The organism is Microbacterium pumilum, assembly GCF_039530225.1.
In the GTDB taxonomy this organism is placed as follows: Bacteria; Actinomycetota; Actinomycetes; order Actinomycetales; family Microbacteriaceae; genus Microbacterium; species Microbacterium pumilum.
This window is the reverse complement of record NZ_BAAAOH010000001.1, coordinates 3,007,271-3,030,507: the sequence shown is the minus strand read 5'-3', so window position 1 is coordinate 3,030,507 and position 23,237 is coordinate 3,007,271. Positions and strand designations below refer to the sequence as shown.

The window sequence follows — 23,237 nt, the reverse complement described above, 5'->3', positions numbered from 1 at the left end:
GACGCCTTGGCCCTACCTGAGTGCGGGGCCAAGGCATCCGGTTGAGGCTATTGCTGCGCGTCGCGATCCTGGACGGCGAGGGCACGTTCGACGCCCGCGACATTCTCGTGGACGAGCCGACGCAGCGCCGCGGGAGCATCGCTGTTGGCGGCGAGCCACGCACGCGTCGCGTCGCGCAGCGCCTTGTTCGCGAGGGCGGCGGGGTAGAGGCCGACGATCAGGTACTGCGCGATCTGGTACGAGCGCGAGTTCCAGATCGGCAGCAGCATCTCGAAGTACGGCTGGACGAAGTCGCCGAGGAGGGCCACACCGGCCGGATGGGTGAACCCGGCGGCCGTCGAGCGCACGATCGTGTTGGGCAGATCGTCGTTGTCGATGAGCGATGCCCAGGCCGCCTTGCGCGCATCGAGATTCGGCAGCACAGCCTTCGCCTGCGCGGCGAACTCACCGCCCTTCGCGGTGTTGTCGGCCTCGAGCGCCTCATCGATATCGGCCGTGGAGACGACGCCGCCCGCAGCCAGCGACACGAGGAGCTGCCACGAGAGGTCGGTGTCGATCTCGAGCCCCTCGAACGTCACCTCGCCGTCGCGCACCTGGCGCACTTGCTCCCACTGCGCGGCGGTGGACGCAGCCGTCGCGAAGGCCGTGACGAACTGGAGCTGGTTGTCGCTGCCCGCCGCGGACTGCCGGGCCAGCTCCCAGAGCGCGTCCGCAACGCGCTCTCGCGTGGCGTCCCGTTTCTCAGGAGCGACATAGGAGTTCGCCGCAAGCTGCAGCTGGGCGAGCGTGGTGCGAACCGTCGTCGACTCGGTCTCGGCGCCGATGTTGCGCAGCACGAGGGCAACGTAGTCGGTCGCGGAAGCCTCGGCATCCCGCGTCTGATCCCACGCCGCACCCCACACGAGCGAGCGCGCGAGGGGATCGCTGATCTTGGCCAGGTGGTCGATCGCCGTCCGCAGCGAGCGGGCATCGAGGCGGATCTTCGCGTAGGCGAGGTCTTCGTCGTTGAGGAGCACGAGTTCGGGCTGGGTGCGGCCGCGGAGCTCGGGCACCTCGGTGAGGTCGCCGTCGACATCCAGCTCGAGCTTGTGCACGCGCACCAGCTCGTCACCCTGCAGTGCGTAGAACCCGACGCCCAGTCGGTGCGGGCGGATCGTGGGATAGTCCGCCGGTGCCGTCTGCACGATCGCGAAGCGCGTGATGAGGCCCTGCGCATCCGTTGCGATCTCGGGCGACAGGGTGTTGACGCCCGCTGTCTCGAGCCACTTCTTCGACCACGTGCCGAGTTCGCGCCCGCTGGTCTTCTCGAGCTCCGAGAGCAGGTCGCCGAGCTCGGTATTGGACCACTCGTGCTTCTGGAAATACTGCGAGACGCCCGCGAAGAACTGCTCGATGCCCACCCACGCTGCGAGCTGCTTGAGCACCGAGCCGCCCTTGGCGTAGGTGATGCCGTCGAAGTTGACCTGGACATCCTCGAGGTCGTTGATCGTGGCGACGACGGGGTGGGTGGAGGGTAGCTGATCCTGGCGGTACGCCCAGGTCTTCTCCATTGCGTTGAAGGTCGTCCACGCCTCGGTCCACTCGGTGGCCTCGGCCGTGGCGATCGTCGACGCCCACTCGGCGAACGACTCGTTCAGCCACAGGTCGTTCCACCACTTCATCGTGACGAGGTCGCCGAACCACATGTGGGCGAGCTCGTGCAGGATCGTGACGACGCGACGCTCCTTGACGGCATCCGTCACCTTGCTGCGGAAGACGTACGCCTCGGTGAATGTGACGGCGCCCGCGTTCTCCATCGCACCCGCGTTGAACTCCGGCACGAAGAGCTGGTCGTACTTCGCAAACGGATACGCGTAGCCGAACTTCTCCTCGAAGTACGCGAAGCCCTTGCGGGTGATGTCGAAGACGTAGTCGGTGTCGAGGTGCTGCCAGAGGCTCTTGCGCGCGAAGACGCCGAGCGGGATGACGCGGCCCGATGCGCTCGTGAGCTCGGAGAACGTCGACTCGTACGGTCCGGCGACAAGTGCCGTGATGTAGGACGAGATGCGGGGAGTCTGCTCGAAGGTCCACGTGGCGGTGCCGTCGCCGTGCTTCTTCGGCTCGGGGGTCGGTGAGTTCGACACGATCTGCCACGGCTCCGGGGCGGTGACGGTGAACTGGAACGTCGCCTTGAGGTCGGGCTGCTCGAACACCGCGAACACGCGGCGGGAGTCGGGCACCTCGAACTGCGAATAGAGGTAGACCTCGTCGTCGACGGGGTCGACGAAGCGGTGGAGGCCCTCACCCGTGTTCGTGTAGCTGCAGTCCGCGTCGACGATCAACTCGTTCTCCGCAGCCAGACCGGTCAGAGCGATGCGCGAGTCGGCGTGGGCAGACACCGGCACGTCACGCCCGTTGAGGGTGATCGTGCGGACGTGGCCCGAGATCAGGTCGATGAACGTGTCTGCGCCCTCGTTCGCGGTGAACCGGACGACGGTCCTCGAGCCGAAGACCTCGGCGCCCCTCGTCAGGTCGAGTGCGATCTCGTAAGACTGCGTGTCGACGATCGCACGGCGCTCCTGCGCCTCGATGCGGGTCAGGTTCTCTCCAGGCACTGCGTTGCTCCCGTGGGTGAGGGTGGGGGATCTCGATGGACGGCTGAAGCCGCACGGGATCCGTCGGACGCCACCCGCGCTGATGGCGCCGGCGACAACCGTACAAGCGTACGTCAGGCCGATCCCGCGCGACGAGGAGTCAGACGATTGGGGAATTCTCCGTGAAGACGCACACCCAGCACTCACCTCGGCGCTGGAGAAGGAGCGCGCCGCTCTCCTCCCGGAGCGCGGCCAGTGCCGCTTCCGCCGCGGTCGCCGCACTCGCATCGTCCATGGTCGGGAGTGCAGGCCGGTGTCGCCTCGCGCGGTGTCAGGATGGAGGAGTGACCGAGATCAGTGCGAATGGGACGACGGGCGTAGACGAACAACGGGGAACGGTACCGTTCGCATCGGATGCGGCGGCATCCGGGCCGGCGCACGTGGAGGTTCCGGTTGCCTACGACGGCGTGCTGCTCGCCGGCTTCGGAGGACCCGAAGGACAGGATGACGTCATCCCGTTCCTTCGGAACGTCACGCGCGGTCGTGGGATCCCCGACGAGCGGCTCGAGGAGGTCGCGCACCACTACCGACACTTCGGCGGAGTGAGTCCCATCAACGCCCAGAACCGCGCGTTGAAGCGAGCGCTCGAAGCCGAGCTCAGCGCGCGCGGCATCGAGCTGCCGGTCTACTGGGGCAATCGAAACTGGGCGCCCTACCTCGACGACGCCGTCCGCGAGGCCGCCGCGGCGGGCGACACCACGCTGCTCGCACTGTCGACGAGCGCCTACTCCTCGTTCTCGAGCTGTCGGCAGTACCGCGAGGACTACGCGCGTGTGCTCACCGACACCGGACTCGCGGGGGAGGTGACGATCGACAAGGTCAGGCAATTCTTCGATCACCCTGGTTTCGTCGAGCCGTTCTTCACCGGGGTACGCGACGCGATCGCCGCATTCCTCGACGCGGGCATGCCGCCGAGCGCCGTGCACGTGCTGTTCTCGACGCACAGCATCCCGATGGCGGACGCAGAGCGCTCGGGTCCGAGGGACATCGACTTCGGGCCGGGCGGTGCCTACGAAGCGCAGCATCTGGCTGTCGGCGCTCGCGTCATGGAGCGGGTGTCGGTCGAGATTCCGGATGCCGTCGACGTGCCCTGGCAGCTCGTCTACCAGTCGCGCTCCGGTCCGCCGTCGCAGCCGTGGCTCGAGCCCGACGTGTGCGACGTGATCGAGCAGCTCCCTGCTCAGGGCGCCGAGGCCCTCGTGATCGTGCCGCTCGGGTTCGTCTCGGACCACATGGAGGTGCTCTGGGATCTCGACACCGAGGCGATGGATGCCGCATCCGCAGCCGGTCTGCCGGCAGTGCGCACCCCGACCCCGGGCATCGATCCCGCCTACGTGGCTGGGCTCGTCGATCTGATCGAGGAGCGTCGCAACGGCACGCCGGCCGTCACCCGGCCGCACGAGACCGCGCTCGGTCCCTGGTTCGACGTGTGCCGGCCCGGATGCTGCGAGAACGTGCGCGCCGGCTTCAAGCCTGCCGCCGCCGGCCTGGCACCCTAGTGCTCGATGGGGCTCCGCCCCAAACCCGCGACGTGCTGACGCGCGCCTCCCTAGGATTGACGCATGCGCCTCCACATCGCGACCGACCACGCCGGCCTCGAGTTCGCCACGCAGCTCGTCCATCACCTCGCCGAGCAGGGGCACGACGTCGTCGACCACGGACCGGTCGACTTCGAGCCGCTCGATGACTATCCGGCGTTCTGCATCAGGGCTGCCCAAGCCGTGGTGCGCGACCAGGAAGCCGGCATCGAAGCGCTCGGCATCGTCTTCGGCGGGTCGGGGAACGGTGAGCAGATCTCGGCCAACAAGGTGCGCGGCGTGCGCGCCGCGCTCGTGTGGAGCATCGCCACAGCGGAGCTCGCCCGCGAGCACAACGACGCGAACGTCATAGCGATCGGGGCGCGCCAGCACACGTTCGAGGAAGCGACGACGTTCATCGACCGCTTCGTCGCGACCCCGTTCTCCAATGAGGAGCGCCACGTGCGCAGGATCGCGCAGATCGCGGCGTTCGAGGACGACGGCACACTGGAGCCGGATCCCCGCGGCGAGGCCGGCCGGCCCGACGTGCTGGCGTCGGACGACAGCTCGTTCGACCCTGAAGCCGGCTGAGCCCGCTGCATGCCAGAGGGCCATTCCGTTCATCGCATCGCGCGGCAGTTCGATCGCAACATCGTCGGCCGCCCCGTCGGCGCCAGCAGCCCCCAGGGCCGGTTCGTCGAGGGCGCGTCGGTGCTCGACGGTCGCACCGCGACCGCCGTGAAGGCGGTCGGCAAGCAGATGTTCCTCGAGTTCGACGACGACCTGTGGCTTCGCGTCCATCTGGGGATGTACGGAGCATGGGACTTCGCCGGCCAGATCTTCGCGGATCCGACGATCGCGTCGGCGAACGGGCGGATGGGGCAGACGAACCAGCGGGGCACCACGCTCCCGCCCGACGGCGATCACGCCGAGGGCGCCGCGGATCCGGTCGGCGTCGATGAGCGGATACTGGATGCCGCAGGCGAGAACTCGCTGACCTCGATCGGCGCCCCGCGGCGCACGCGGGTGCACGTGCGCATGTCGGAGCAGACCACCGGCTTGGCGGATGAGGGCGAGATGTGGCCGCCGCCGATCGTCGGTCAGGTGCGGCTGCGGCTGCTCACGGAGCTGACCTGCGCGGACTTGCGTGGTCCGACGGCCTGTGAGCTCCAGACGCCGGATGAAGTCGCCGCAACGATCGCCAAGCTCGGCCCCGATCCGCTCGTCGATGACGTCGCCGCGGGCGAGGAGCGGTTCACCTCGGTCGTGCGCCGCAAGCCGACGAGCATCGGTCTGCTGCTCATGGATCAGTCGGTCGTCGGCGGCATCGGCAACGTGTACCGCGCGGAGCTCCTGTTCCGCGCCCGCCAGAACCCGCACACTCCAGGTCGCGAGGTGCCCGAGGAGATCGTCCGGGAGATCTGGCGCGACTGGGTGCGACTCCTCGCGATCGGCGTCGAGACGGGTCAGATGATGACCATGGACGACCTCGATCCCGCGGCGTACCGGGCGGCGATGGCGAGCCGCGACGATCGCCACTGGGTGTATCACCGCGCCGGGCTGCCCTGCCGCATCTGCGGAACCGCGATCGTCGTCGAGGAGGTCGCGACTCGCAAGCTGTACTGGTGCCCGAGCTGCCAGGCATGACTCGCGCTGCCGGTCCGGCCCAGACTCGTAGGCTGGGACCATGCGTCAGAATCCCAGCTTTGCGATGACCGACGTCGGCGAACTCCGCCGGCTGATCGATGCGAATCCCTGGATGACCCTGGTCAGCGCGACCGACGACGGGCTGGTCGCGTCGCACTATGCGGTGCTGCTCGACGAGGACCGCGACGACCTCACGATCGTCGGGCATGTCGGCCGCCCGGACGACCTGATCCTCGGCCTCGGTGAGCGGGAGCTGCTCGTCGTCGTGCAGGGCCCGCACGGCTACATCTCGCCCGGTTGGTACGGCGACGGCGCGAACGTGCCCACGTGGAACTTCGTTTCCGCGCACCTGACCGGCATCCCGGAGCTGCTCACTCCCGACGAAAACCTCCGCGTGCTCGACCGCCTGGTCGCACGATTCGAGAGCGGGATGCCGCAGCCCCGCCTCCTGTGGGAGCTGCCGAACGATCGCGACTTCGTCACGAAGCTCGAGCGCGGCACGGTCGGCTTCCGGCTGACCCCGACGAAGGTGGTCGCCAAGCGCAAGCTCAGCCAGAATCGCCCGCATGAGGTCGTCGAGACGATCATCGCCGAGCTCGACGCCGGTGCGAGTCCGTACGCCGATCCTCGCCTGGCCGCCGAGATGCAGCGAGCACTCGACGCGCGCAGGGTCGCACGATGACGGCAGGCCGCGGAGACACCGTCGATGTCGTGACGAACGTCAGGCTGACGGGCTCCGAGCGCACTGATCCGTTCGTCGACGAACCGGTCGACGTGCATCTCGCCGACGGCGTGATCGCCGACATCGCACCCGTCGGTTCACTCCGCCGGCGGGGTCTGGTGCTCGACGGTCAGGGTCTTTGGCTGATCCCGGGACTCTGGGATCACCACGTCCATGTCGTGCAGTGGGCGCTGTCGGCGCAGCGCGAGCCGCTCGGCCTGGCGACCTCGGCCGCTGAGGCGGCAGCGATCATGTCCACGGCGCCCGTGCTCGGGGACGGCCGAAGGGTCGGATCCGGATTCCGCGACGCGCTCTGGCCGGATACACCGACGCTCGCGGTGCTGGATGCCGCAACAGGCGACGTGCCGACCTACCTGATCAACGCGGATGTGCACAGCGTGTGGCTGAACTCCGCTGCCCTGCGCCGCGAGGGTTTCGAACCCGACGGCGTCGGCATTCTGCGCGAAGTGCCCGCGTTCGAGATCTCGCGGCGGCTCAACGACGTGGATCCGACGGTCTCCGATCCGCTCGTCGCGAGGATGGCGCGGGATGCCGCGGCGCGCGGGATCGTCGGGCTCGTGGATCTCGACATGGCCTGGAACGAGGAATCCTGGCAGCGCCGCCTGTCGGCGGGTTTCGACATCCTGCGCGTCGAATTCGGCATCTATCCGCAGCACCTCGATCGGGCGATCGCCGAGGGACTTCGCAGCGGCGATCCGGTGCGCGGCGCGACATCCGACCTCGTCCGCGTCGGCGCGCTCAAGGTCATCACCGACGGGTCGCTCGGCACCCGGACCGCGGCGTGCTCACACGCCTACCCCGGCGATCCCCACGATCACGGGCTGCTGACCGTGGAACCGGCGGCTTTGGTCGAGATCATGACGCGGGGGACGGCCGCGGGGCTCGCCTCGGCGATCCACGCGATCGGCGACATCGCCAACTCGTACGCACTCGACGCCTTCGCAGCCACAGGTGCGTGGGGGACGATCGAGCACGCTCAGCTCGTCGCGCATGCCGACATCCCGCGATTCGGTCGACTGGGGGTGGGGGCATCGGTGCAGCCCGAGCACGCGATCGACGACCGCGATCTGACCGATGCCATCTGGGCGGGACAGACCGCGCAGCCGTATCCGCTCCGCACGCTGGCCGACACCGGTGCGAACCTCCTGTTCGGATCCGACGCGCCGGTCTCGCCGCTCGATCCGTGGGCGGCGATCGCGGCGGCGGTGTTCCGTACGCGCGACGGGCGAGAGCCGTGGCAGCCCCACCAGGCGCTGGATGCTGCAACCGCTCTCGCCGCGTCGACCCACGGCGGTTCGGACGACGCCTCGAGGATCGAGCCGGGCGAACCGGCTGATCTGGCTCTGTGCGCCGTAGACCCGCTTGTCGCTTCAGAGCGTGAGCTTCGCAGCCTGTCGGTGGCCGCGACGCTCGTGTCCGGCCGCGTCACCCACGTGACGTGAGGTAGCCAGTGCGGGAGGGGGGACAGCCCCCCTCGCGATCGGGGTGGACATCGGATGCCTCCGTCCGCCGCGCGTCGCGAGGCTGGGAGCATGACTTCCTCCCTGTCGATCCCGCAGCTGCCTCCGGCTCCTGTCGCGCCCCGCCCGCGACGCCGACGCGGCCTCGTCGGGGTCCTCGTCGCCGCCCCCGTCGTGGTCGTGGTCGCCACCGGCGCAATCTGGATCGCGACGCAGACCGGGCGGCCGACGCCCCCTGCCACCGGAACGGTCTCGTTCGACGACCCGCTGCGCATCCCGCCACTCGCCGACTCGCTCGTGATCGACGGAGTGCGGGTGTTCCGGCTCGAGGCCCAGTCGGGCGCGACCGACTTCGTCTCGCAGGGCCCCACGCCGACGCTCGGCTACAACGGGACCTACCTCGGGCCGACACTCGTCGCCGCGCGTGGTGAGACCGTCCGGGTCGACGTCACGAACTCCCTCGATGCCGACACGACCGTCCACTGGCACGGCATGCACCTTCCTGCCGCGATGGACGGGGGACCGCACTCGCCGATACAGCCTGGCGCGACGTGGCATCCGGAATGGACGATCGATCAGCCGGCGGCCACCCTCTGGTACCACCCGCACCTGCACGGCGAGACCCGAGCGCAGGTGGATGCGGGACTCGCGGGCATGTTCCTGCTCCGCGATCCGGACGAGGCGGCGCTCGCTCTCCCGCGTGACTACGGAGTCGACGACATCCCGGTGATCGTGCAGGATCGGTCCTTCTCGTCCGACGGCGCCTTCTCCGGCGGTCTCGGGATGCAGTTCGACGGCGTGCTGGGGGACACCGTGCTGGTGAACGGCACGCCGACACCGCACCTGGACGTGGCCACCGAGCGGGTGCGCCTGCGCCTGCTCAACGGATCCAGCGCGAGGATGTACGACTTCACGTTCGCCGACGACCGCACGTTCGATCTGATCGCGACCGACGGTGGACTGCTGGAGGCGCCGGTGCCGTCGACCAGCATTCCGCTGTCGCCGGGCGAGCGGGCGGAGATCGTCGTCACGATCGCGTCGGGGGAGCGGGTGGCGCTGCAGTCTCGTGCGCCCGATCCTGCTCTCAATGCCGGCGCAGCGACGTTCGACGTCATGCAGCTGCGTGGGGCGGACGCCCCCTCACCGTCGCCCGAGGTCGCGCCCGTACTCGCCGAACTGCCTGCGCCGGATGCCGCGCACTCCGTTACCGAGCGGTCGTTCGTGATGTCGGGCCACAACATCAATGACCGCCAGATGGACATGTCACGGGTCGACTTCACGGTGAACGTCGACACGAGCGAAGTGTGGACGGTGCGCAACGAGAATCCGCTGCCGCATTCGTTCCACGTGCACGACACGCAGTTCCGGGTCCTGACGATCGACGGCGCTGCGCCGCCACCGCGTCTCGCGGGATGGAAAGACACCATCGCCCTCGAGAAGGACCGTGTGTATCGGCTGCTCGTGACCTTCGACGACTACGCGGATCCGACGACTCCGTACATGTATCACTGCCACCTGCTGTGGCACGAGGACCAGGGCATGATGGGACAGTTCCTGGTCGTCGAACCCGGGCAGCAGCCCGCCCTGACAACAACCGAGGGAGAGACCGATGACCGCCACGACCACTGACACCCGACCACGCTCCGCATGGGCCGAGTACGGCGAATGGTGGAAGCGCACGCCGGGCAGCGCGCTTTATCTGCTCGTCGTGTTCGCGCTCGCCATCACGTCGCTGGTGGTGCTCATCACGCTCCTCTCGACCGGCGGCGGCCTCATCGTCCTCGTGATCGGCCTGCCGCTCCTCGCGCTCGCGCTGCTCGCTGCGCGCGGGTTCGGCGTCGCCGATCGCTACCTGCTCCGCTTGACCGGGCTGCCCCCGATCGCCGAGCCGACGTGGAATCGCGATCGGCCGGAAGCCGATGGCTTCTGGATGACGCTCACCCGCCCGCTGCGCAACGGACACTACTGGGTGTACCTCGTGCACGGCATGATCGTGAGTCCGATCGTCAGCATCGTCACGTTCACGCTGACCACGGTGTGGCTGAGCGTCGGCCTCGGCGGTCTGACCTACTCGGTGTGGGGTGTGTTCCTGCCCAGCGGGCCGGACAACGGCGATTGGGGCACCTACGTGTCCGAAGCCCTTCCCTGGCTGTTCGGCAGATGGTCGAACGACACGGTCGAGATCGTCCTCTACGCCCTCGCGGGAATCGTGTTCACGATCACCCTGCCGTGGGCCATGGGCGGCTTCGCGCGGCTCCACCACGCGATCGCGAGCGGGATGCTGGGCCGCTGGCCGTCGGACGACCTTGCAGCGGAGGTCAGGGCAGAAGCGGCCGCACGCGGAGCAGCCGTGCAGGCGGAAGACGCCGCGCTGCGACGGCTCGAGCGCGACATCCACGACGGCCCTCAGCAGCGCCTGGTTCGCCTGCAGCTCGACCTCGCTGCCCTGGAGCGTCGGGCCACAGCCGGTGACTCCGGCGCCGCAGTGGCACTCGCCCGCGAAGCCCAGGTGCACGCGAAGACCGCTCTCGACGAGCTTCGTGCCCTGTCGGCGGGTGTGGCACCGCCTCTCCTGCAGGATCGCGGTCTCGCCGCGGCGCTCGGCGCGGTCGCCGCGGGCAGCGCCCTGCCGGTGGGCGTCGACATCGACCCAGCGGTCGACACCGCCGTGAGCCCCGAGGTCGCCCGCACGATCTACTTCGTCGTCGCCGAACTCTTGACGAACGCCGTCAAGCACTCCGGCGCGTCGGCCGCGACGCTCAAGGCGTCGCTGCGGCCGAGCTACGCGGATCAGCCCGCGATGCTCGACGTGTGGGTGGTCGACAACGGCCGTGGGGGAGCCGGTCTGCAGCCGGGACACGGCCTCGAGGGTCTCCGCGATCGGGTGGCAGGACTCCGCGGCGTACTGGTGATCGACAGTGCGCCGGGCGGACCGACGACGATCGGCGCGCACGTGCCGCTTGCCGTGACGGCACCGTGAACGCGGCATATCCTGAGGGCATGGGCACGCCGCGGGATGCCGGCTCGGCACCACTCCGCGTCGTGCTGATCGAGGACTCCGTGCTGCTGCGTGAGGGACTCATCCGGCTGTTCGACGAGGCGGGGTACCTCACGGCGGGTGCGTGGGGCGATGCCGACGACATCGTCGCCCGGGTTTCCGGCGCGATGGCGGATGTCGCCATCCTCGACGTCCGGCTGCCGCCCACGTTCCGCGACGAGGGCATCCGCGCGGCGCTCCAGCTGCGTGAGGCGCTGCCTCGCACCGGCATCCTGGTGCTCAGTCAGTACGTCGAGGGCGTGTATGCCCGCGAGCTCCTCGCGAGCGGCGAGGGCGGAGTGGGCTATCTGCTGAAGGACCGGGTGACCTCGCTGGAGGAGTTCACGGATGCCGTGCGCCGCATCCATGAGCGGGGAACGGTGCTCGATCCCCTCGTCGTACGGGGTCTCTTGGCGGCGCGACCGGATCCGCTCGCGGCCCTGACGCCCCGCGAGCGGGACGTTCTCGAGTTGATGGCAGAAGGTCGCAGCAACGCGAGCATCGCCGGTCGGCTCTTCGTCGGCGTCGGCGCGGTCGAGAAGAACATCAGCTCGATCTTCGCGAAGCTCGGGCTCGAGGAGTCCGGCACGGAGCACCGGCGAGTGCTCGCCGTGCTCGCCTGGCTGCAGCGAGACTCCTCGGCGGATGCCGAGGGCCGTTCTGAAGCTCGCGCCTACTCAGCGAGGTGCGCGAACAGGAACCAGCGGTCCTTCTCGAGCGACTCTGCGATCTGGATCGCGATGTCCTGGCTCGACAGGTCGACCTCATCGAGTCCGTCGATCGCTGTCTTCACGTCGCCGATCACAGCGTCCATGTCGGCGATGACTGCGCGGATCATGTCTTCCCACTGCGTGAAGCCGGCAGGAACCGCCGTCGTCGTCTTCGCGGCGACCGCCGAGACTCGCGCGTCGATCGGCAGGCCGAGTGCGACGATCCGCTCTGCGGCCAGGTCGGCCCCGTCCTGAGCGTGGTCGACGAGAGTGTCGAGGAGTTCGTGGATCGCGATGAAATTCGCGCCGCGCACGTTCCAGTGCGCCTGCTTGCCGTTCACGGCCAGGGCCTGCATACCGAGGACGACGGGAGTGAGGAACTGGGCCGCGGCGGCTGCCGCGGTCGGATCGGCCGAGGTGGCCGGAGTGGTCTGCGTGTTTGTCATCTTCGCCTCCGTGTCGAGCGGATCCGGTGCCGGCCGGCACGGCCCCGCTTCAGTCGTTTCAACGGTACTCAGCCCCGAACATTCCGCAAGCAAGACAAGGCTGGGCTAACCCGGCTTGGCGTCGGGCCCCGCTCGGTGCACGGAACCAGCCCCGTCAGCGGCTAACGTCGAGGCGTGCCTTCCGCTGACGACGACCTCGGACCGCAGCATCTCGCCGAGCCGCGCCGGACGGTGACCGCCGAACCTCGCGACCGCTCGCCCGAGCACGCCGAGCCGTCCCGCTTCATCCCGCATGTGCAGGGACTTCGGGCGATCGCCGTGCTGGCGGTCGTGCTCTACCACTTCTGGCCCGGCCGATTCCCCGGCGGCTACGTGGGCGTCGACATCTTCTTCGTCATCTCGGGCTTCCTCATCACCTCGCACCTGATGCGCGAGCTCACCGCGACCGGCACCGTACGCCTCGGGCAGTTCTGGGCGCGTCGTGCGCGACGACTGCTGCCGGCATCCCTTCTCGTTCTGCTCTTCTGCGCCCTGGTCGCGATGTCGCCGTACCTCACACCCACATCGGCCCTGCCGAACGAGGTGCGCGAGATCCTCGCATCGACGTTCTACGTCGAGAACTGGTACCTGGCGCTCAACTCCGCCGACTACCTCAACCACTCCGGCGACCCGACGACCGTGCAGCACTACTGGTCGCTGTCGCTCGAGGAGCAGTTCTACGTGATGTGGCCGCTGCTCATGCTGCTTGCGGCATGGATCGGCGTGAAGTGGTTCCGTGGCTCGCGCCGCCGTGCCGTCATCGTGACGCTCGCGGTCGTGTCGGTGGTTTCCTTCGCCTTCTGCGTGGTCTTCACGCTCACGAACCCCGCACCGGCGTACTTCGTCACCTTCGGCCGGATGTGGCAGTTCGGCATCGGGGCGATGGTCGCGCTCGTGCCGATGCTGCGCATCCGCAACGCGATCGGCAGCTTCGTGCTCGGGTGGGCCGGCATCCTCGTGCTGCTCTATGTGGTCTTCACGTTCGATGCGCAAACGCCCTTCCCCGGATACGCAGCGGCAGTGCCGACGCTCGGCGCGGCGGCGGTCATCATGGCCTCGAACCACGAGCGGTGGTGGTATCCGACGCGGGTGCTCGCCATCCGGCCCGCGCAGTTCGTGGGCAATATCTCGTACTCGCTGTACCTCTGGCACTGGCCGCTCATCATCATCGCGCCCTCGGTGCCGTTCTGGGGTCTCACGATCTATCACCGGCTCGCCCTGCTCGCGCTGTGCTTCGTGCTCGCCTGGCTGACCAAGAAGTTCGTCGAAGATCCGGCGCGCGGCTGGAAAGTGCTGACATCCCGCCCTGCGCGAGTGACGCTGTGGTCGTCGCTGGGCGCCATGGTCCTCGTGGCCGGCGTGGCCGGGGCGGCGTGGGCGGTCAACGCCGGCACCTACACCGCAGGGGTCAAGGCATTGCAAGACCTGCGCGAGAATCCGCCCGAATGCTTCGGCGCGGCATCCGTTCTCGATCCGACATGCGCCGACACCGACTTCGCCGACACGATCCTGCCCGCCGCGGGGTTCGCGGGGGTCGATCGCCCGACGAGCCCAGAGTGCTTCGTGCAGCTGAACGACGCACGCCCGGTGTCGTGCACGTTCGGGTCCGACGACCCCGATGCGCCGCGCGTCGCGCTCATCGGCGACAGCCACGCGTACCAGCTGCTCTCGACGTTCGAGAGCATGGCGGAGGAGAACGGCTGGCAGCTCGTCACGTACTTCAAGGGTGCCTGCCCGTGGAACACGACGCCGCTCGCGACGCCCGGGGCATTCGGCGCAGCGTGCACCGAATGGCGGGACAGCATGTCGGCCGAACTGGCCGATGCTGATATCGATGCCGTCTTCACCGCGGCGCTCGCGACCACCCCCTACTCGTCTGACGGCTATCCGTCGTCGCACGACGCGGCGGTCGCCGGCTACCGCGAGGCCTGGAGCGACATGCTCGACCGCGGGATCCCGGTCATCACGGTGGTCGACAACCCGGTGTGGGAGACGGATCCCAACAAGTGCCTCCGGACCCGCGCCGAGGCGGCGGCCTGCGACGGCGAGCGGTCGGCTGTGCTGGTGGCGGACGATCCGCTTCGAGATGCCGCATCCGGTCTCGATCGGGCGACCCTGCTCGACTTCACCGACGTCTACTGCGGACAGGATGTCTGCTGGCCCGTGGTTGGCGGTGCGAACATCTATCGCGACCAGGATCACGTGACGGTGACCTTCGCCGACACCCTCAAGCCGTGGTACTCGTCGGCGATCGAGGATGCCCTGGCATCCCGGGATCAATAGGGTCGAGGCATGACGATCGCCGAGCAGGCCTCTGTGCTGTCCGTGTCGGGCAAGACTCCGGATGTCGCCCCCACCGCATTCGTGGCACCCGGCGCACGCGTGATCGGCGCGGTCACCCTCGCTGAGGACTCGAGCGTCTGGTACAACGCGGTGCTTCGGGCCGACAGCGACTCGATCACCGTCGGGGCGGGGAGCAACCTGCAGGACAACGTTTCGGTGCACGTGGATGCCGGACGCCCGGTCGTGATCGGCGCGAACGTCTCGGTCGGTCACAACGCCGTCGTCCACGGCTGCACGATCGGCGACGCCTCGCTCATCGGCATGGGCGCCGTCGTGCTCAGCGGAGCCGTGGTCGGCGAGGGATGCCTCATCGCCGCGGGCGCAGTCGTGCTCGAGGGCTCCGTCATCCCGCCGGGCTCGCTCGTCGCGGGTGTGCCTGCGAAGGTGCGCCGCGAGCTGAGCGACGAGGAGCGAGCCGGCATCCGGCGCAACGCCGACACCTATCGCGCGCACCTCGGCACGCACGCTGTGTCCGCGGAGGCGCGCTGACATGCGCATCGAGTCGCTGGCGCCCGACGAGGTGTTCGTCTTCGGCTCGAACGGTTCGGGCGCTCACGGCGGGGGAGCGGCGCTGTTCGCGTACCAGCGTTTCGGCGCGGTCTGGGGTCAGTCCGAAGGACCGCAGGGGCAGTCCTACGCCATCGACACGATGTCGGGACTCGGCGTGTTCGAGGAGCAGGCAGGGCGATTCCTCCGATTCGCGCGGGAGCATCCCGACCTGCGCTTTCTCGTGACCGAGGTCGGGTGCGGCATCGCGGGGTACACGCCGGAGCAGGTCGCCGGGTTCTTCCGCGGCGCGCCAGAGAACGTCGAACTGCCGGAGACCTTCGTACGTGTGCTCGGCGCGTAGCGGGTCAGTCGGTCTTCGGAGCCGGGTGGTGCTTGCCGCGATGGATCTCGAACACCTTGGCCTGACTCGGCCAGTCGGGATTGCTCACGATCGGCTGGTCGTCCATGAACAGCCTGATGAGGTGCGCGAGCTCCTCGGGGTGGCTGAAATTGATGGCGTGGGCGGCGCCCTCGAGCAGCACCACGAGCACATGGGTGTCTGTCTGACTGGCGATCTCGTTGATGCGATGAGTGCCGGGCAGCAGCGGGTCACGCTCACCGAGGACGACGAGAGTCGGAATCCGCATCTCCAGGAGGCGCTGCAGTGACGGGTATTGCGTGAGGGCCCGGAACAGGCGGGCCGTACTGGGCACGCCGAACCGCACGTAGTCGGGCACCGCGACCCTGGCCATACGGGTGGGCTCGCGCGGTGTGTCCCGCGAGAGCTGGCCGATCGCGCGCCGCAGCGGCTGGTTGAACAGGCCGCCCGCCGGCGAGACGAGCACTGCCCGCTCGATGCGCTCCGGGTAGTGATGCGCGAACTCGATGATCACGGGGCAGCCCATCGAGTTGCCGACGAGCGAGGCACGCTCCACGCCGCGATCGTCCAGAAACCGCGCGGTCGCGTGCGCCAGGTCGGGGATGTCGAGCATGTCCTTGCGCTTGCCGCTGCGGCCGAAGCCGGGCAGATCCGGCACGAAGGTGTGGAACTCGTCGGCGAGCAGCTCAGCGGTCGGCAGCAGATACCGACCCGACAGTCCGAAGCCGTGGACGTGCGCCATGACCCGCGCGCCCGGCGTCGGGGACGGCGACTCGCGGTAGAACACGTCGACGCCGTCGACCGTCGTCCACTTTTCGGCGAGCGTGGAGGCGGGCTTGCGCGGCGTGTTCCGGACCCGATGCTTGGCGGATTTCGGACTCATGGACATTCTTCTACCCCCCGTCCTGAGCGTAATCCTGGCGCGTGAGCGGAGCTACCGCCATCACCCGATGCGGATGAGTCGCCCGCAACCTTTTGCGGTTACGGACGCGACACGCCGTCTCGCGTGGACGGGCGACGGCGTGTCGCGTCCGTAACCGCGCGGGGCCGGCGGCGGGGGCCGGCGGCGGGGCGGCCGGGCGCGGGGAACATGCGTGGAGGGGATGACGGGAATCGAACCCGCACCATCAGTTTGGAAGACTGAGGCTCTACCATTGAGCTACATCCCCGCAGCGGCGAGCCGCGGCATCCGACAGTCTACTGGACCTTCACGTCCGCCCCCGTCACCCGCCCGCCGTCGACGAGATCAGGCGAATCAGCGAATTCAGGACGATCGCCGCAGAAACCCTCCTGAATCGGCCGAATCGCCTGATGTGGCGAGCGAACACGCGACGGCGGAGGAGTTCGAGCGCGTCGGCTAGACTGCTTTGGGCCGATCAGCACGCACATGCGTGCGCACCCGCCCGGGGCGTAGCTCAGCTTGGTAGAGCGCCCGCTTTGGGAGCGGGAGGCCGCAGGTTCAAATCCTGTCGCCCCGACGTCACGGCCCATCCCCACGACATCCAGACCCAGACTTCAGCTGCCGCGCGGCCGCGCGGTCGATCACGAGGAGAACGAACAGGCATGGTCAACAGCACCGTCGAGAAGCTCACGCCGACCCGGGTGAAGCTGCACATCACGGTTTCGCCCGACGAGCTCAAGCCGAGCATCGCTCACGCATACGAGCACATCGCGCAGGACGTGCAGATCCCCGGATTCCGCAAGGGCAAGGTTCCGGCCCCCATCATCGACCAGCGGGTCGGGCGCGGCGCCGTCCTCGAGCACGCCGTCAGCGAGGGACTCGACACGTTCTACCGCCAGGCCGTCGAGGCCAACGAGCTGCGGGTGCTCGGTCGTCCCAGCGCGGATGTCGTCGAATGGCCGAACGAGAAGGACTTCTCGGGCGACCTACTCGTCGAGGTCGAGGTCGACGTGCGTCCCGAGTTCGAGCTTCCGGCTCTCGAAGGCACGACCGTGGAGATCGACGCGGTCGAGATCGACGACGCCGCGATCGACGAGGAGCTCGACCGCCTGCGCGCGCGCTTCGGCACGCTCGTGACCGTCGACCGTCCGGCGACGACCGGTGACTTCGTCGAGCTCGACCTCGTCGCGACGATCGACGGCGCTGAGATCGACCGCGCCGAGGGCGTCTCGTACGAGGTCGGCTCGGGCGAGCTGCTCGAGGGCATCGACGAGGCGATCGACTCGCTCACCGCCGGTGAGGAGACCACGTTCCGCTCGACGCTCGTCGGCGGCGACCACGCCGGCGAAGAGGCCGAGGTCGCCGTGACCGTCAAGGCCGTGAAGGAGCGCGAGCTTCCGGAGGCCGATGACGACTTCGCCCAGATCGCGAGCGAGTTCGACACGATCGCCGAGCTCCGCGACAGCCTGCAGGAGCGCGTCGGCCAGCAGTCCGTGTTCACCCAGGGATCTGCCGCGCGCGACAAGCTCATCGAGCAGCTGCTCGAGCAGGTCGACATCCCGGTGCCGCCGCAGCTGATCGAGGATGAGGTGCACACCCACCTCGAGGGCGAAGGCCGTCTCGAAGACGATGTCCACCGCGCCGAGGTCGCCGAGGCCAGCGAGAAGCAGTTCAAGACCCAGATGCTGCTCGACGCGATCGCCGAGAACGTGAACGTCTCGGTCTCGCAGGACGAGCTCACGCAGTACCTGGTGCAGTCCGCGTCGCAGTACGGCATGGCGCCGCAGGACTTCGTCAACACCCTGCAGGAGAACAACCAGCTTCCCGCCATCGTCGGCGAGGTCGCGCGCAACAAGGCACTCGCGGTCGCCCTCGGCAAGGTCACCGTCGTCGACACGAACGGCAACCCCGTCGACCTCACCGGCTTCGTCGCCGTCGAGGATGAGGACGAGGCTGAGGAAGAGGTCATCGAAGAGGCCGAAGAGATCGCGGATGCCGCGGCCGAGGCTGACGCGATCATCGAGGCCGAAGAGACCGTGCAAGCCGAAGAGAAGCCCGCCAAGAAGCCGCGCGCTTCGAGCAAGAAGAAGTCTGCGGACTCCGAGTAGGAATCACCGTCACTGAACGAGGGGGTGGATGCTGCGGCATCCGCCCCCTCGTCTGTCTGAGGAGGATCAATGCCGACGTGGGACGAACGGGTCGAGGCGGTCTGGGAAGACGAATCGCTGAGCGACCAGGAGCGCATCGCGCACATCGACGCGCTGGCGGCCGAGCGCGACGAGCTCGACGCACGAGCGCTGTTCGAGCGCGCCGGAGCAAGGGACTCGGCCGGCATCGAGACGGAGGCCGAGCCGCTCTACCGCCAGGCCCTCGAGGCCGGGCTCGACGACGAGTACCGCACCAGGGCGGTGATCCAGCTCGCGAGCACTCTGCGCAATCTTGGACGCACCGACGAGGCACTCTGGATGCTGCGCGTCGAGTTCGACCGCGGACCCGACGCACCGCTGCACGACGCCGCGGCCGCGTTCTATGCGCTGGCGCTCGTGTCGACCGGCGACGCGGTGGCCGCGGCGTCCGTCGCTCTCACGGCGCTCGCGCCGCATCTGCCGCGGTACACCCGCTCGGTGACGGGGTACGCCGACGAGCTCGTCGGCGAGCGGGACTGATCGCCGGTCTCTCTGCCCAGGGCGAACACGGGCGGGTCGCCCCGGGCGCGCCGGTAGATTCAATGCGACGACCACGGAATCAGGAGTTACACACATGGCCGAACCACTTGTCGCGACAAGCGTCTTCGACAGGCTGCTGCGAGACCGCATCATCTGGCTGGGGTCGGAGGTGCGCGATGACAACGCGAACGAGATCTGCGCGAAGATCCTGCTGCTCGCCGCCGAGGATCCGGAGAAGGACATCTACCTCTACGTCAACTCACCCGGTGGCTCCATCACCGCGGGTATGGCGATCTACGACACGATGCAGTTCGTGCCCAACGACATCGTGACGGTCGGCATCGGCATGGCCGCATCGATGGGTCAGCTGCTGCTGACCAGCGGCACGAAGGGCAAGCGCTACATCACCCCGAACGCCCGGGTGCTGCTGCACCAGCCGCACGGCGGCTTCGGCGGTACCGCGAGCGACATCCAGACCCAGGCGCAGCTCATCCTCGACATGAAGCGCCGTCTCGCCGAGATCACCGCAGCCCAGACGGGCAAGACCGTGGAGCAGATCAACGCAGACGGTGACCGCGACCGCTGGTTCGGCGCCGAAGAGGCGCTCGAGTACGGCTTCGTCGACCACATCCGCGCGCACCTCAGCGATGTCGTCGGCGGCGGCGGAACCGCGAGCTGAGTCCGAAGGCGAAGAGAGAGAACCCGATATGAACACCCCCACCTTCGGCACCCCCGTTCCGCAAGGCCTGCAGGTCCCGAACAGCCGGTACATCCTGCCGCAGTTCGAGGAGCGCACGGCCTACGGCTACAAGCGCCAGGATCCCTACAACAAGCTCTTCGAGGATCGCGTCATCTTCCTCGGCGTGCAGGTCGACGATGCGTCTGCTGACGACGTCATGGCGCAGCTTCTGGTGCTCGAGAGCCAGGATCCCGACCGCGACATCATCATGTACATCAACTCGCCCGGTGGCTCGTTCACGGCGATGACGGCGATCTACGACACCATGCAGTACGTGTCGCCGAGCATCCAGACCGTGGTGCTCGGGCAGGCCGCCTCCGCGGCAGCGGTGCTATTGGCGGCCGGCGCGCCGGGCAAGAGGCTCGCGCTGCCCAACGCCCGGATCCTCATCCACCAGCCGGCGATGGGCGAGGCTGGCCACGGTCAGGCCTCCGACATCGAGATCCAGGCCGCCGAGATCCTCCGGATGCGCACCTGGCTGGAGGAGACGCTGGCCAAGCACTCGAAGCGGACTCAGGAGGAGGTCAACCGCGACATCGACCGCGACAAGATCCTCTCGGGTGTCGAGGCGCTGGACTACGGCCTCATCGACCAGGTGCTCACCACCCGCAAGCGCGTCCCGGCCGCGTTGACGAAGTAGGTCCGTCCGACCCTCAGCCCCGCCGCTCGATCCTCGGGCGGCGGGGCTTCGTCGTGCCGAAAGGCGTCTGCGGCGGCGGCGGCACGACCGTTCCGCTCTGAGCGGACGACTCGTCCTCCACATGCGCGTCGCAATCCCACCGCCTGTCGCCGCCAGCGGTTAGGCTCGATGTCAGCCGGGGGGCAGCCCCCGACCTGATGAGGAGGAGCTCATGGCACGTATCGGTGAGAGCGCCGACTTGTTCAAGTGCTCCTTCTGCGGCAAGAGCCAGAAGCAGGTGCAGCAGCTCATCGCCGGCCCCGGCGTCTACATCTGCGATGAATGCGTCGAGCTGTGCAACGAGATCATCGAAGAGCGCATGGCCGAATCCGCGTCAGGCGTCGTCACCGACTTCGACCTGCCCAAGCCGCGCGAGATCTTCGGATTCCTCGAGGAGTATGTGGTCGGCCAGCACGCCGCGAAGCGCGCGCTGTCGGTCGCCGTCTACAACCACTACAAGCGGGTGCGTGCGCACGGCACCATCCAGTCCGCCGAGCAGCGCGCCGACGAGGTCGAGATCGCCAAGAGCAACATCCTGCTCCTGGGTCCGACCGGCTGCGGCAAAACCTACCTCGCGCAGACTCTTGCGAAGCGTCTCAACGTGCCGTTCGCCGTCGCCGACGCGACCGCTCTCACGGAGGCCGGCTACGTCGGCGAGGATGTCGAGAACATCCTCCTCAAGCTTCTGCAGGCTGCCGACTTCGACACCAAGCGCGCCGAGACCGGCATCATCTACATCGACGAGGTCGACAAGATCGCGCGCAAGGCCGAGAACCCCTCGATCACCCGCGATGTCTCGGGCGAGGGCGTCCAGCAGGCACTGCTCAAGATCCTCGAGGGCACCATCGCCTCCGTTCCGCCGCAGGGTGGCCGCAAGCATCCCCACCAGGAATTCATCCAGATCGACACGACGAACGTGCTGTTCATCGTGGCCGGGGCGTTCGCCGGGCTGGAAGACATCATCTCGTCGCGCGTCGGCAAGCACGGCATCGGATTCGGCGCCCCGCTTCACAACAAGGGCGACGACCTGAGCCTCTTCAGCGAGGTGCGTCCGGAAGACCTCCACAAATTCGGCCTCATCCCCGAGTTCATCGGCCGCCTGCCCGTGGTCGCATCGGTATCGCCACTCGATCGGGACGCCCTGATGGAGATCCTCACCGAGCCGAAGAACGCACTGGTCAAGCAGTATCAGCGTATGTTCGAGCTCGATGGCGTCTCGCTCGAGTTCGACGCCGAAGCACTCGGTGCGATCGCCGACCTCGCTGTCGAGCGCAAGACCGGCGCACGAGGACTGCGCGCGATCCTCGAAGACGTTCTCGGTCCGATCATGTTCGAGATCCCCTCCACGGATGACGTCGACAAGGTCATCGTGACCCGCGCTGCCGTCGACGAGGGGGCACCCGCGACCTTCGTCCTCCGGGAGAAGCGCAAGAGCGCCTGACTCTGCCTCGCGCCGTAATGTCCGACCCCCGCCGTAGCGTCGGGGGATGGCTGTCACCCCATTCGCGGTCCGCGTCTCCGACGAGCAGATCGTCGATCTGAACGACAGGCTCGACCGCGCTCGCCTCCTGCCGGACTCGCCGCACCGATCGCCGTCGGGAATGACCTCGGGTTATCTCGCGGAGCTCGTCGACGCATGGCGCGTGTTCGACTGGCGCTCTCGGGAGGCATGGCTCAACCGGCATCCGCAGTTCACAGCCGACGTCGGCGATGCGACCATCCACTTCGTCCACCTGAGATCCCAGCGGGACGACGCTCCCGCGCTGGTGGTGATGCACGGCTGGCCGCACACCTTCGCGCTTCAGCTCGACTTCGCCGACCTGCTGCCCGACTTCCACGTGGTTGTGCCGAGCTTCCCCGGCTTCGCGTTCTCGACGGCGTATGCCGACGGGCTCATGACCGAGCAGCGGCTGGCCGATACGGTGCACGCGTTGATGACCGAGGTGCTCGGCTACGAGAGGTACCTCACCTACGGTGAGGATGTGTCGGCCAACGTGAACGATCTGATCGCGTCGCAGCATCCCGCTCAAGTGCTCGGCATCCTCGTCACGCACTCCCACTTCCCCAGCGGCGAGGAGCGCAAGACGCTCACCGCGCCCGATGAGGTCGCGTTCTTCGAACGCCTGTCCGCCGATCATGGCAGCGCCGGCGCGTATGGCCATGTGCAGGCGACCCGACCGGACACCTTGGCCGCCGCGCTCAACGACTCACCCGCTGGGCTTCTGGCGTGGATCACCGAGAAGCTCGTCGAATGGAGCGATACCCCGCCCGGCGACCCACGGGCAGTCGAGCGTCGCATCTCGCGGGAGCGGATCCTGACAGAGGCGACGATCTACTGGGTCTCCGAAAGCATCGCGACCTCGTTCCGCCCGTACTACGAGGGCGCCGATCAGCCCGACTCGATTCCGCCCGTCGACGTCCCCGCGGCTGTCTACATCCAACGCCACGAGGGGGACTACCCCGAGTCCCTGGCCCGCGCGTTCTACCGCGACCTGCGCACTTTCGAGCGCCTCGACGAGGGCGGGCACTTCGCGGTCGCCGAGGTTCCGGCGGCGATGGCGGACCGAGCGCGGGCATTCGCACGAGAGGTAGGTGCACTGTGATCGAACTCGAGGAGAGACCCCCGACCAGCACGACGACGTTCATCGCCGTTCCGGGCTTCTGTCGGGGCGGCTGGGCGTGGGATGCCGTCGCCGAGCCGCTCCGAGACGACGGGTTCGTCGTCGACGGATTTCACGGGGCACTGGCCGATGTGGTCACGGCCCGATGACCTCGCTGCCGAACTGAGCGCGATCGCGTCGCGCCCATCT

20 protein-coding genes, 2 tRNA genes and 1 pseudogene are annotated in these 23,237 nt (G+C 68.3%); 19 read left to right on the top strand and 4 right to left on the bottom strand.

The annotated features are described in order from the left end of the window. Positions 1–47 precede the first annotated feature (47 nt). A complete protein-coding gene (gene pepN / locus ABD188_RS13585) occupies positions 48–2,594 on the bottom strand; it encodes an aminopeptidase N (protein ID WP_344063229.1) in 2,547 nt (848 codons plus the stop codon). A 332-nt stretch (positions 2,595–2,926) separates the two neighbouring features. Between pepN and ABD188_RS13580 the strand changes: the two genes are divergently transcribed. From ABD188_RS13580 to ABD188_RS13545, 8 genes and pseudogenes are all read left to right on the top strand, one after another. Further along, positions 2,927–4,132, top strand: coding sequence for a ferrochelatase (locus tag ABD188_RS13580; RefSeq protein WP_344067104.1), 1,206 nt, complete (start codon positions 2,927–2,929; stop codon positions 4,130–4,132). A 63-nt stretch (positions 4,133–4,195) separates the two neighbouring features. Next, a complete protein-coding gene (locus tag ABD188_RS13575) occupies positions 4,196–4,741 on the top strand; it encodes a ribose-5-phosphate isomerase (protein WP_344063226.1) in 546 nt (181 codons plus the stop codon). 9 nt (positions 4,742–4,750) lie between these two features. Beyond that, positions 4,751–5,797, top strand: a complete 1,047-nt coding sequence (locus tag ABD188_RS13570) for an Fpg/Nei family DNA glycosylase (RefSeq protein WP_344063224.1) — start codon at positions 4,751–4,753, stop codon at positions 5,795–5,797. Positions 5,798–5,837: 40 nt separating this feature from the next. Next, the gene (locus ABD188_RS13565) at positions 5,838–6,479 is read left to right on the top strand and encodes an FMN-binding negative transcriptional regulator (RefSeq protein ID WP_344063221.1); all 642 of its coding nucleotides are present in this window, start codon (positions 5,838–5,840) and stop codon (positions 6,477–6,479) included. Beyond that, positions 6,476–7,981, top strand: coding sequence for an amidohydrolase (locus ABD188_RS13560; RefSeq protein ID WP_344063218.1), 1,506 nt, complete (start codon positions 6,476–6,478; stop codon positions 7,979–7,981). The genes ABD188_RS13565 and ABD188_RS13560 overlap by 4 nt, the downstream gene beginning before the upstream one ends. A gap of 90 nt (positions 7,982–8,071) precedes the next feature. After that, positions 8,072–9,628 carry a multicopper oxidase family protein gene (locus tag ABD188_RS13555; RefSeq protein WP_344063215.1) on the top strand — a complete coding sequence of 519 codons (1,557 nt, stop codon included), beginning with the start codon at positions 8,072–8,074 and terminating at the stop codon, positions 9,626–9,628. Continuing rightward, the gene (locus ABD188_RS13550) at positions 9,609–10,979 is read left to right on the top strand and encodes a sensor histidine kinase (RefSeq protein ID WP_344063212.1); all 1,371 of its coding nucleotides are present in this window, start codon (positions 9,609–9,611) and stop codon (positions 10,977–10,979) included. The genes ABD188_RS13555 and ABD188_RS13550 overlap by 20 nt, the downstream gene beginning before the upstream one ends. Before the next feature lie 20 nt (positions 10,980–10,999). Then, positions 11,000–11,668 (top strand): annotated as a pseudogene (locus ABD188_RS13545) (response regulator transcription factor); the annotation flags it as partial. 41 nt (positions 11,669–11,709) lie between these two features. On the opposite strand, the gene ABD188_RS13540 reads toward ABD188_RS13545, so the two are convergent. After that, complete coding sequence (locus ABD188_RS13540) at positions 11,710–12,192, bottom strand: Dps family protein (RefSeq protein ID WP_344063209.1); 483 nt, start codon at positions 12,190–12,192, stop codon at positions 11,710–11,712. A 174-nt stretch (positions 12,193–12,366) separates the two neighbouring features. On the opposite strand from ABD188_RS13540, the gene ABD188_RS13535 reads away from it, so the two are divergent. Genes ABD188_RS13535 through ABD188_RS13525 form a run of 3 tightly spaced genes read left to right on the top strand, consistent with a single transcriptional unit; the run spans position 12,367 to position 15,424 of the window. Continuing rightward, on the top strand, positions 12,367–14,514 hold the full coding sequence (locus ABD188_RS13535; protein WP_344063207.1) for an acyltransferase family protein: 2,148 nt from the start codon (positions 12,367–12,369) through the stop codon (positions 14,512–14,514). 9 nt (positions 14,515–14,523) lie between these two features. Further along, a complete protein-coding gene (locus ABD188_RS13530; protein WP_344063205.1) occupies positions 14,524–15,063 on the top strand; it encodes a gamma carbonic anhydrase family protein in 540 nt (179 codons plus the stop codon). 1 nt (position 15,064) lies between these two features. After that, positions 15,065–15,424, top strand: a complete 360-nt coding sequence (locus ABD188_RS13525; protein ID WP_344063203.1) for an A1S_2505 family phage non-structural protein — start codon at positions 15,065–15,067, stop codon at positions 15,422–15,424. Between the two features lie 4 nt (positions 15,425–15,428). On the opposite strand, the gene ABD188_RS13520 is transcribed toward ABD188_RS13525, so the two are convergent. Continuing rightward, a complete protein-coding gene (locus ABD188_RS13520; protein ID WP_344063200.1) occupies positions 15,429–16,325 on the bottom strand; it encodes an alpha/beta fold hydrolase in 897 nt (298 codons plus the stop codon). Positions 16,326–16,537: 212 nt separating this feature from the next. After that, positions 16,538–16,611 (bottom strand) — tRNA-Gly (locus ABD188_RS13515). Between the two features lie 235 nt (positions 16,612–16,846). On the opposite strand from ABD188_RS13515, the gene ABD188_RS13510 reads away from it, so the two are divergent. The 8 genes from ABD188_RS13510 (at position 16,847) to ABD188_RS13475 (ending at position 23,197) form a co-directional block, all read left to right on the top strand. Then, a tRNA-Pro gene (locus ABD188_RS13510) sits at positions 16,847–16,920 on the top strand. Positions 16,921–17,005: 85 nt separating this feature from the next. Further along, positions 17,006–18,451, top strand: coding sequence for a trigger factor (gene tig, locus ABD188_RS13505; RefSeq protein ID WP_344063197.1), 1,446 nt, complete (start codon positions 17,006–17,008; stop codon positions 18,449–18,451). Between the two features lie 69 nt (positions 18,452–18,520). Continuing rightward, the gene (locus ABD188_RS13500) at positions 18,521–19,009 is read left to right on the top strand and encodes a tetratricopeptide repeat protein (RefSeq protein ID WP_344063194.1); all 489 of its coding nucleotides are present in this window, start codon (positions 18,521–18,523) and stop codon (positions 19,007–19,009) included. Positions 19,010–19,103: 94 nt separating this feature from the next. Further along, positions 19,104–19,688, top strand: a complete 585-nt coding sequence (locus ABD188_RS13495) for an ATP-dependent Clp protease proteolytic subunit (RefSeq protein WP_344063191.1) — start codon at positions 19,104–19,106, stop codon at positions 19,686–19,688. A 28-nt stretch (positions 19,689–19,716) separates the two neighbouring features. Next, a complete protein-coding gene (locus ABD188_RS13490) occupies positions 19,717–20,388 on the top strand; it encodes an ATP-dependent Clp protease proteolytic subunit (RefSeq protein WP_344063189.1) in 672 nt (223 codons plus the stop codon). A 211-nt stretch (positions 20,389–20,599) separates the two neighbouring features. Continuing rightward, positions 20,600–21,868 carry an ATP-dependent Clp protease ATP-binding subunit ClpX gene (gene clpX / locus ABD188_RS13485; protein WP_344063187.1) on the top strand — a complete coding sequence of 423 codons (1,269 nt, stop codon included), beginning with the start codon at positions 20,600–20,602 and terminating at the stop codon, positions 21,866–21,868. A 46-nt stretch (positions 21,869–21,914) separates the two neighbouring features. Continuing rightward, positions 21,915–23,030, top strand: a complete 1,116-nt coding sequence (locus ABD188_RS13480) for an epoxide hydrolase family protein (RefSeq protein ID WP_344063184.1) — start codon at positions 21,915–21,917, stop codon at positions 23,028–23,030. Then, complete coding sequence (locus ABD188_RS13475; protein ID WP_344063181.1) at positions 23,027–23,197, top strand: hypothetical protein; 171 nt, start codon at positions 23,027–23,029, stop codon at positions 23,195–23,197. The genes ABD188_RS13480 and ABD188_RS13475 overlap by 4 nt, the downstream gene beginning before the upstream one ends. Positions 23,198–23,237 lie beyond the last annotated feature (40 nt).

Bases quoted from the DNA above. Each gene is read 5' to 3' on its own strand.
- ABD188_RS13575 (WP_344063226.1), top strand. From the start codon at position 4,196: ATGCGCCTCCACATCGCGACCGACCACGCCGGCCTCGAGTTCGCCACG.
- clpX (WP_344063187.1), top strand. From the start codon at position 20,600: ATGGCACGTATCGGTGAGAGCGCCGACTTGTTCAAGTGCTCCTTCTGC.
- ABD188_RS13495 (WP_344063191.1), top strand. From the start codon at position 19,104: ATGGCCGAACCACTTGTCGCGACAAGCGTCTTCGACAGGCTGCTGCGA.
- ABD188_RS13540 (WP_344063209.1), bottom strand. From the start codon at position 12,192: ATGACAAACACGCAGACCACTCCGGCCACCTCGGCCGATCCGACCGCG.
- ABD188_RS13520 (WP_344063200.1), bottom strand. From the start codon at position 16,325: ATGAGTCCGAAATCCGCCAAGCATCGGGTCCGGAACACGCCGCGCAAG.
- ABD188_RS13555 (WP_344063215.1), top strand. From the start codon at position 8,072: ATGACTTCCTCCCTGTCGATCCCGCAGCTGCCTCCGGCTCCTGTCGCG.
- ABD188_RS13500 (WP_344063194.1), top strand. From the start codon at position 18,521: ATGCCGACGTGGGACGAACGGGTCGAGGCGGTCTGGGAAGACGAATCG.
- ABD188_RS13480 (WP_344063184.1), top strand. From the start codon at position 21,915: ATGGCTGTCACCCCATTCGCGGTCCGCGTCTCCGACGAGCAGATCGTC.
- ABD188_RS13525 (WP_344063203.1), top strand. From the start codon at position 15,065: ATGCGCATCGAGTCGCTGGCGCCCGACGAGGTGTTCGTCTTCGGCTCG.
- ABD188_RS13490 (WP_344063189.1), top strand. From the start codon at position 19,717: ATGAACACCCCCACCTTCGGCACCCCCGTTCCGCAAGGCCTGCAGGTC.
- ABD188_RS13530 (WP_344063205.1), top strand. From the start codon at position 14,524: ATGACGATCGCCGAGCAGGCCTCTGTGCTGTCCGTGTCGGGCAAGACT.
- tig (WP_344063197.1), top strand. From the start codon at position 17,006: ATGGTCAACAGCACCGTCGAGAAGCTCACGCCGACCCGGGTGAAGCTG.
- ABD188_RS13560 (WP_344063218.1), top strand. From the start codon at position 6,476: ATGACGGCAGGCCGCGGAGACACCGTCGATGTCGTGACGAACGTCAGG.
- ABD188_RS13570 (WP_344063224.1), top strand. From the start codon at position 4,751: ATGCCAGAGGGCCATTCCGTTCATCGCATCGCGCGGCAGTTCGATCGC.
- ABD188_RS13550 (WP_344063212.1), top strand. From the start codon at position 9,609: ATGACCGCCACGACCACTGACACCCGACCACGCTCCGCATGGGCCGAG.
- ABD188_RS13565 (WP_344063221.1), top strand. From the start codon at position 5,838: ATGCGTCAGAATCCCAGCTTTGCGATGACCGACGTCGGCGAACTCCGC.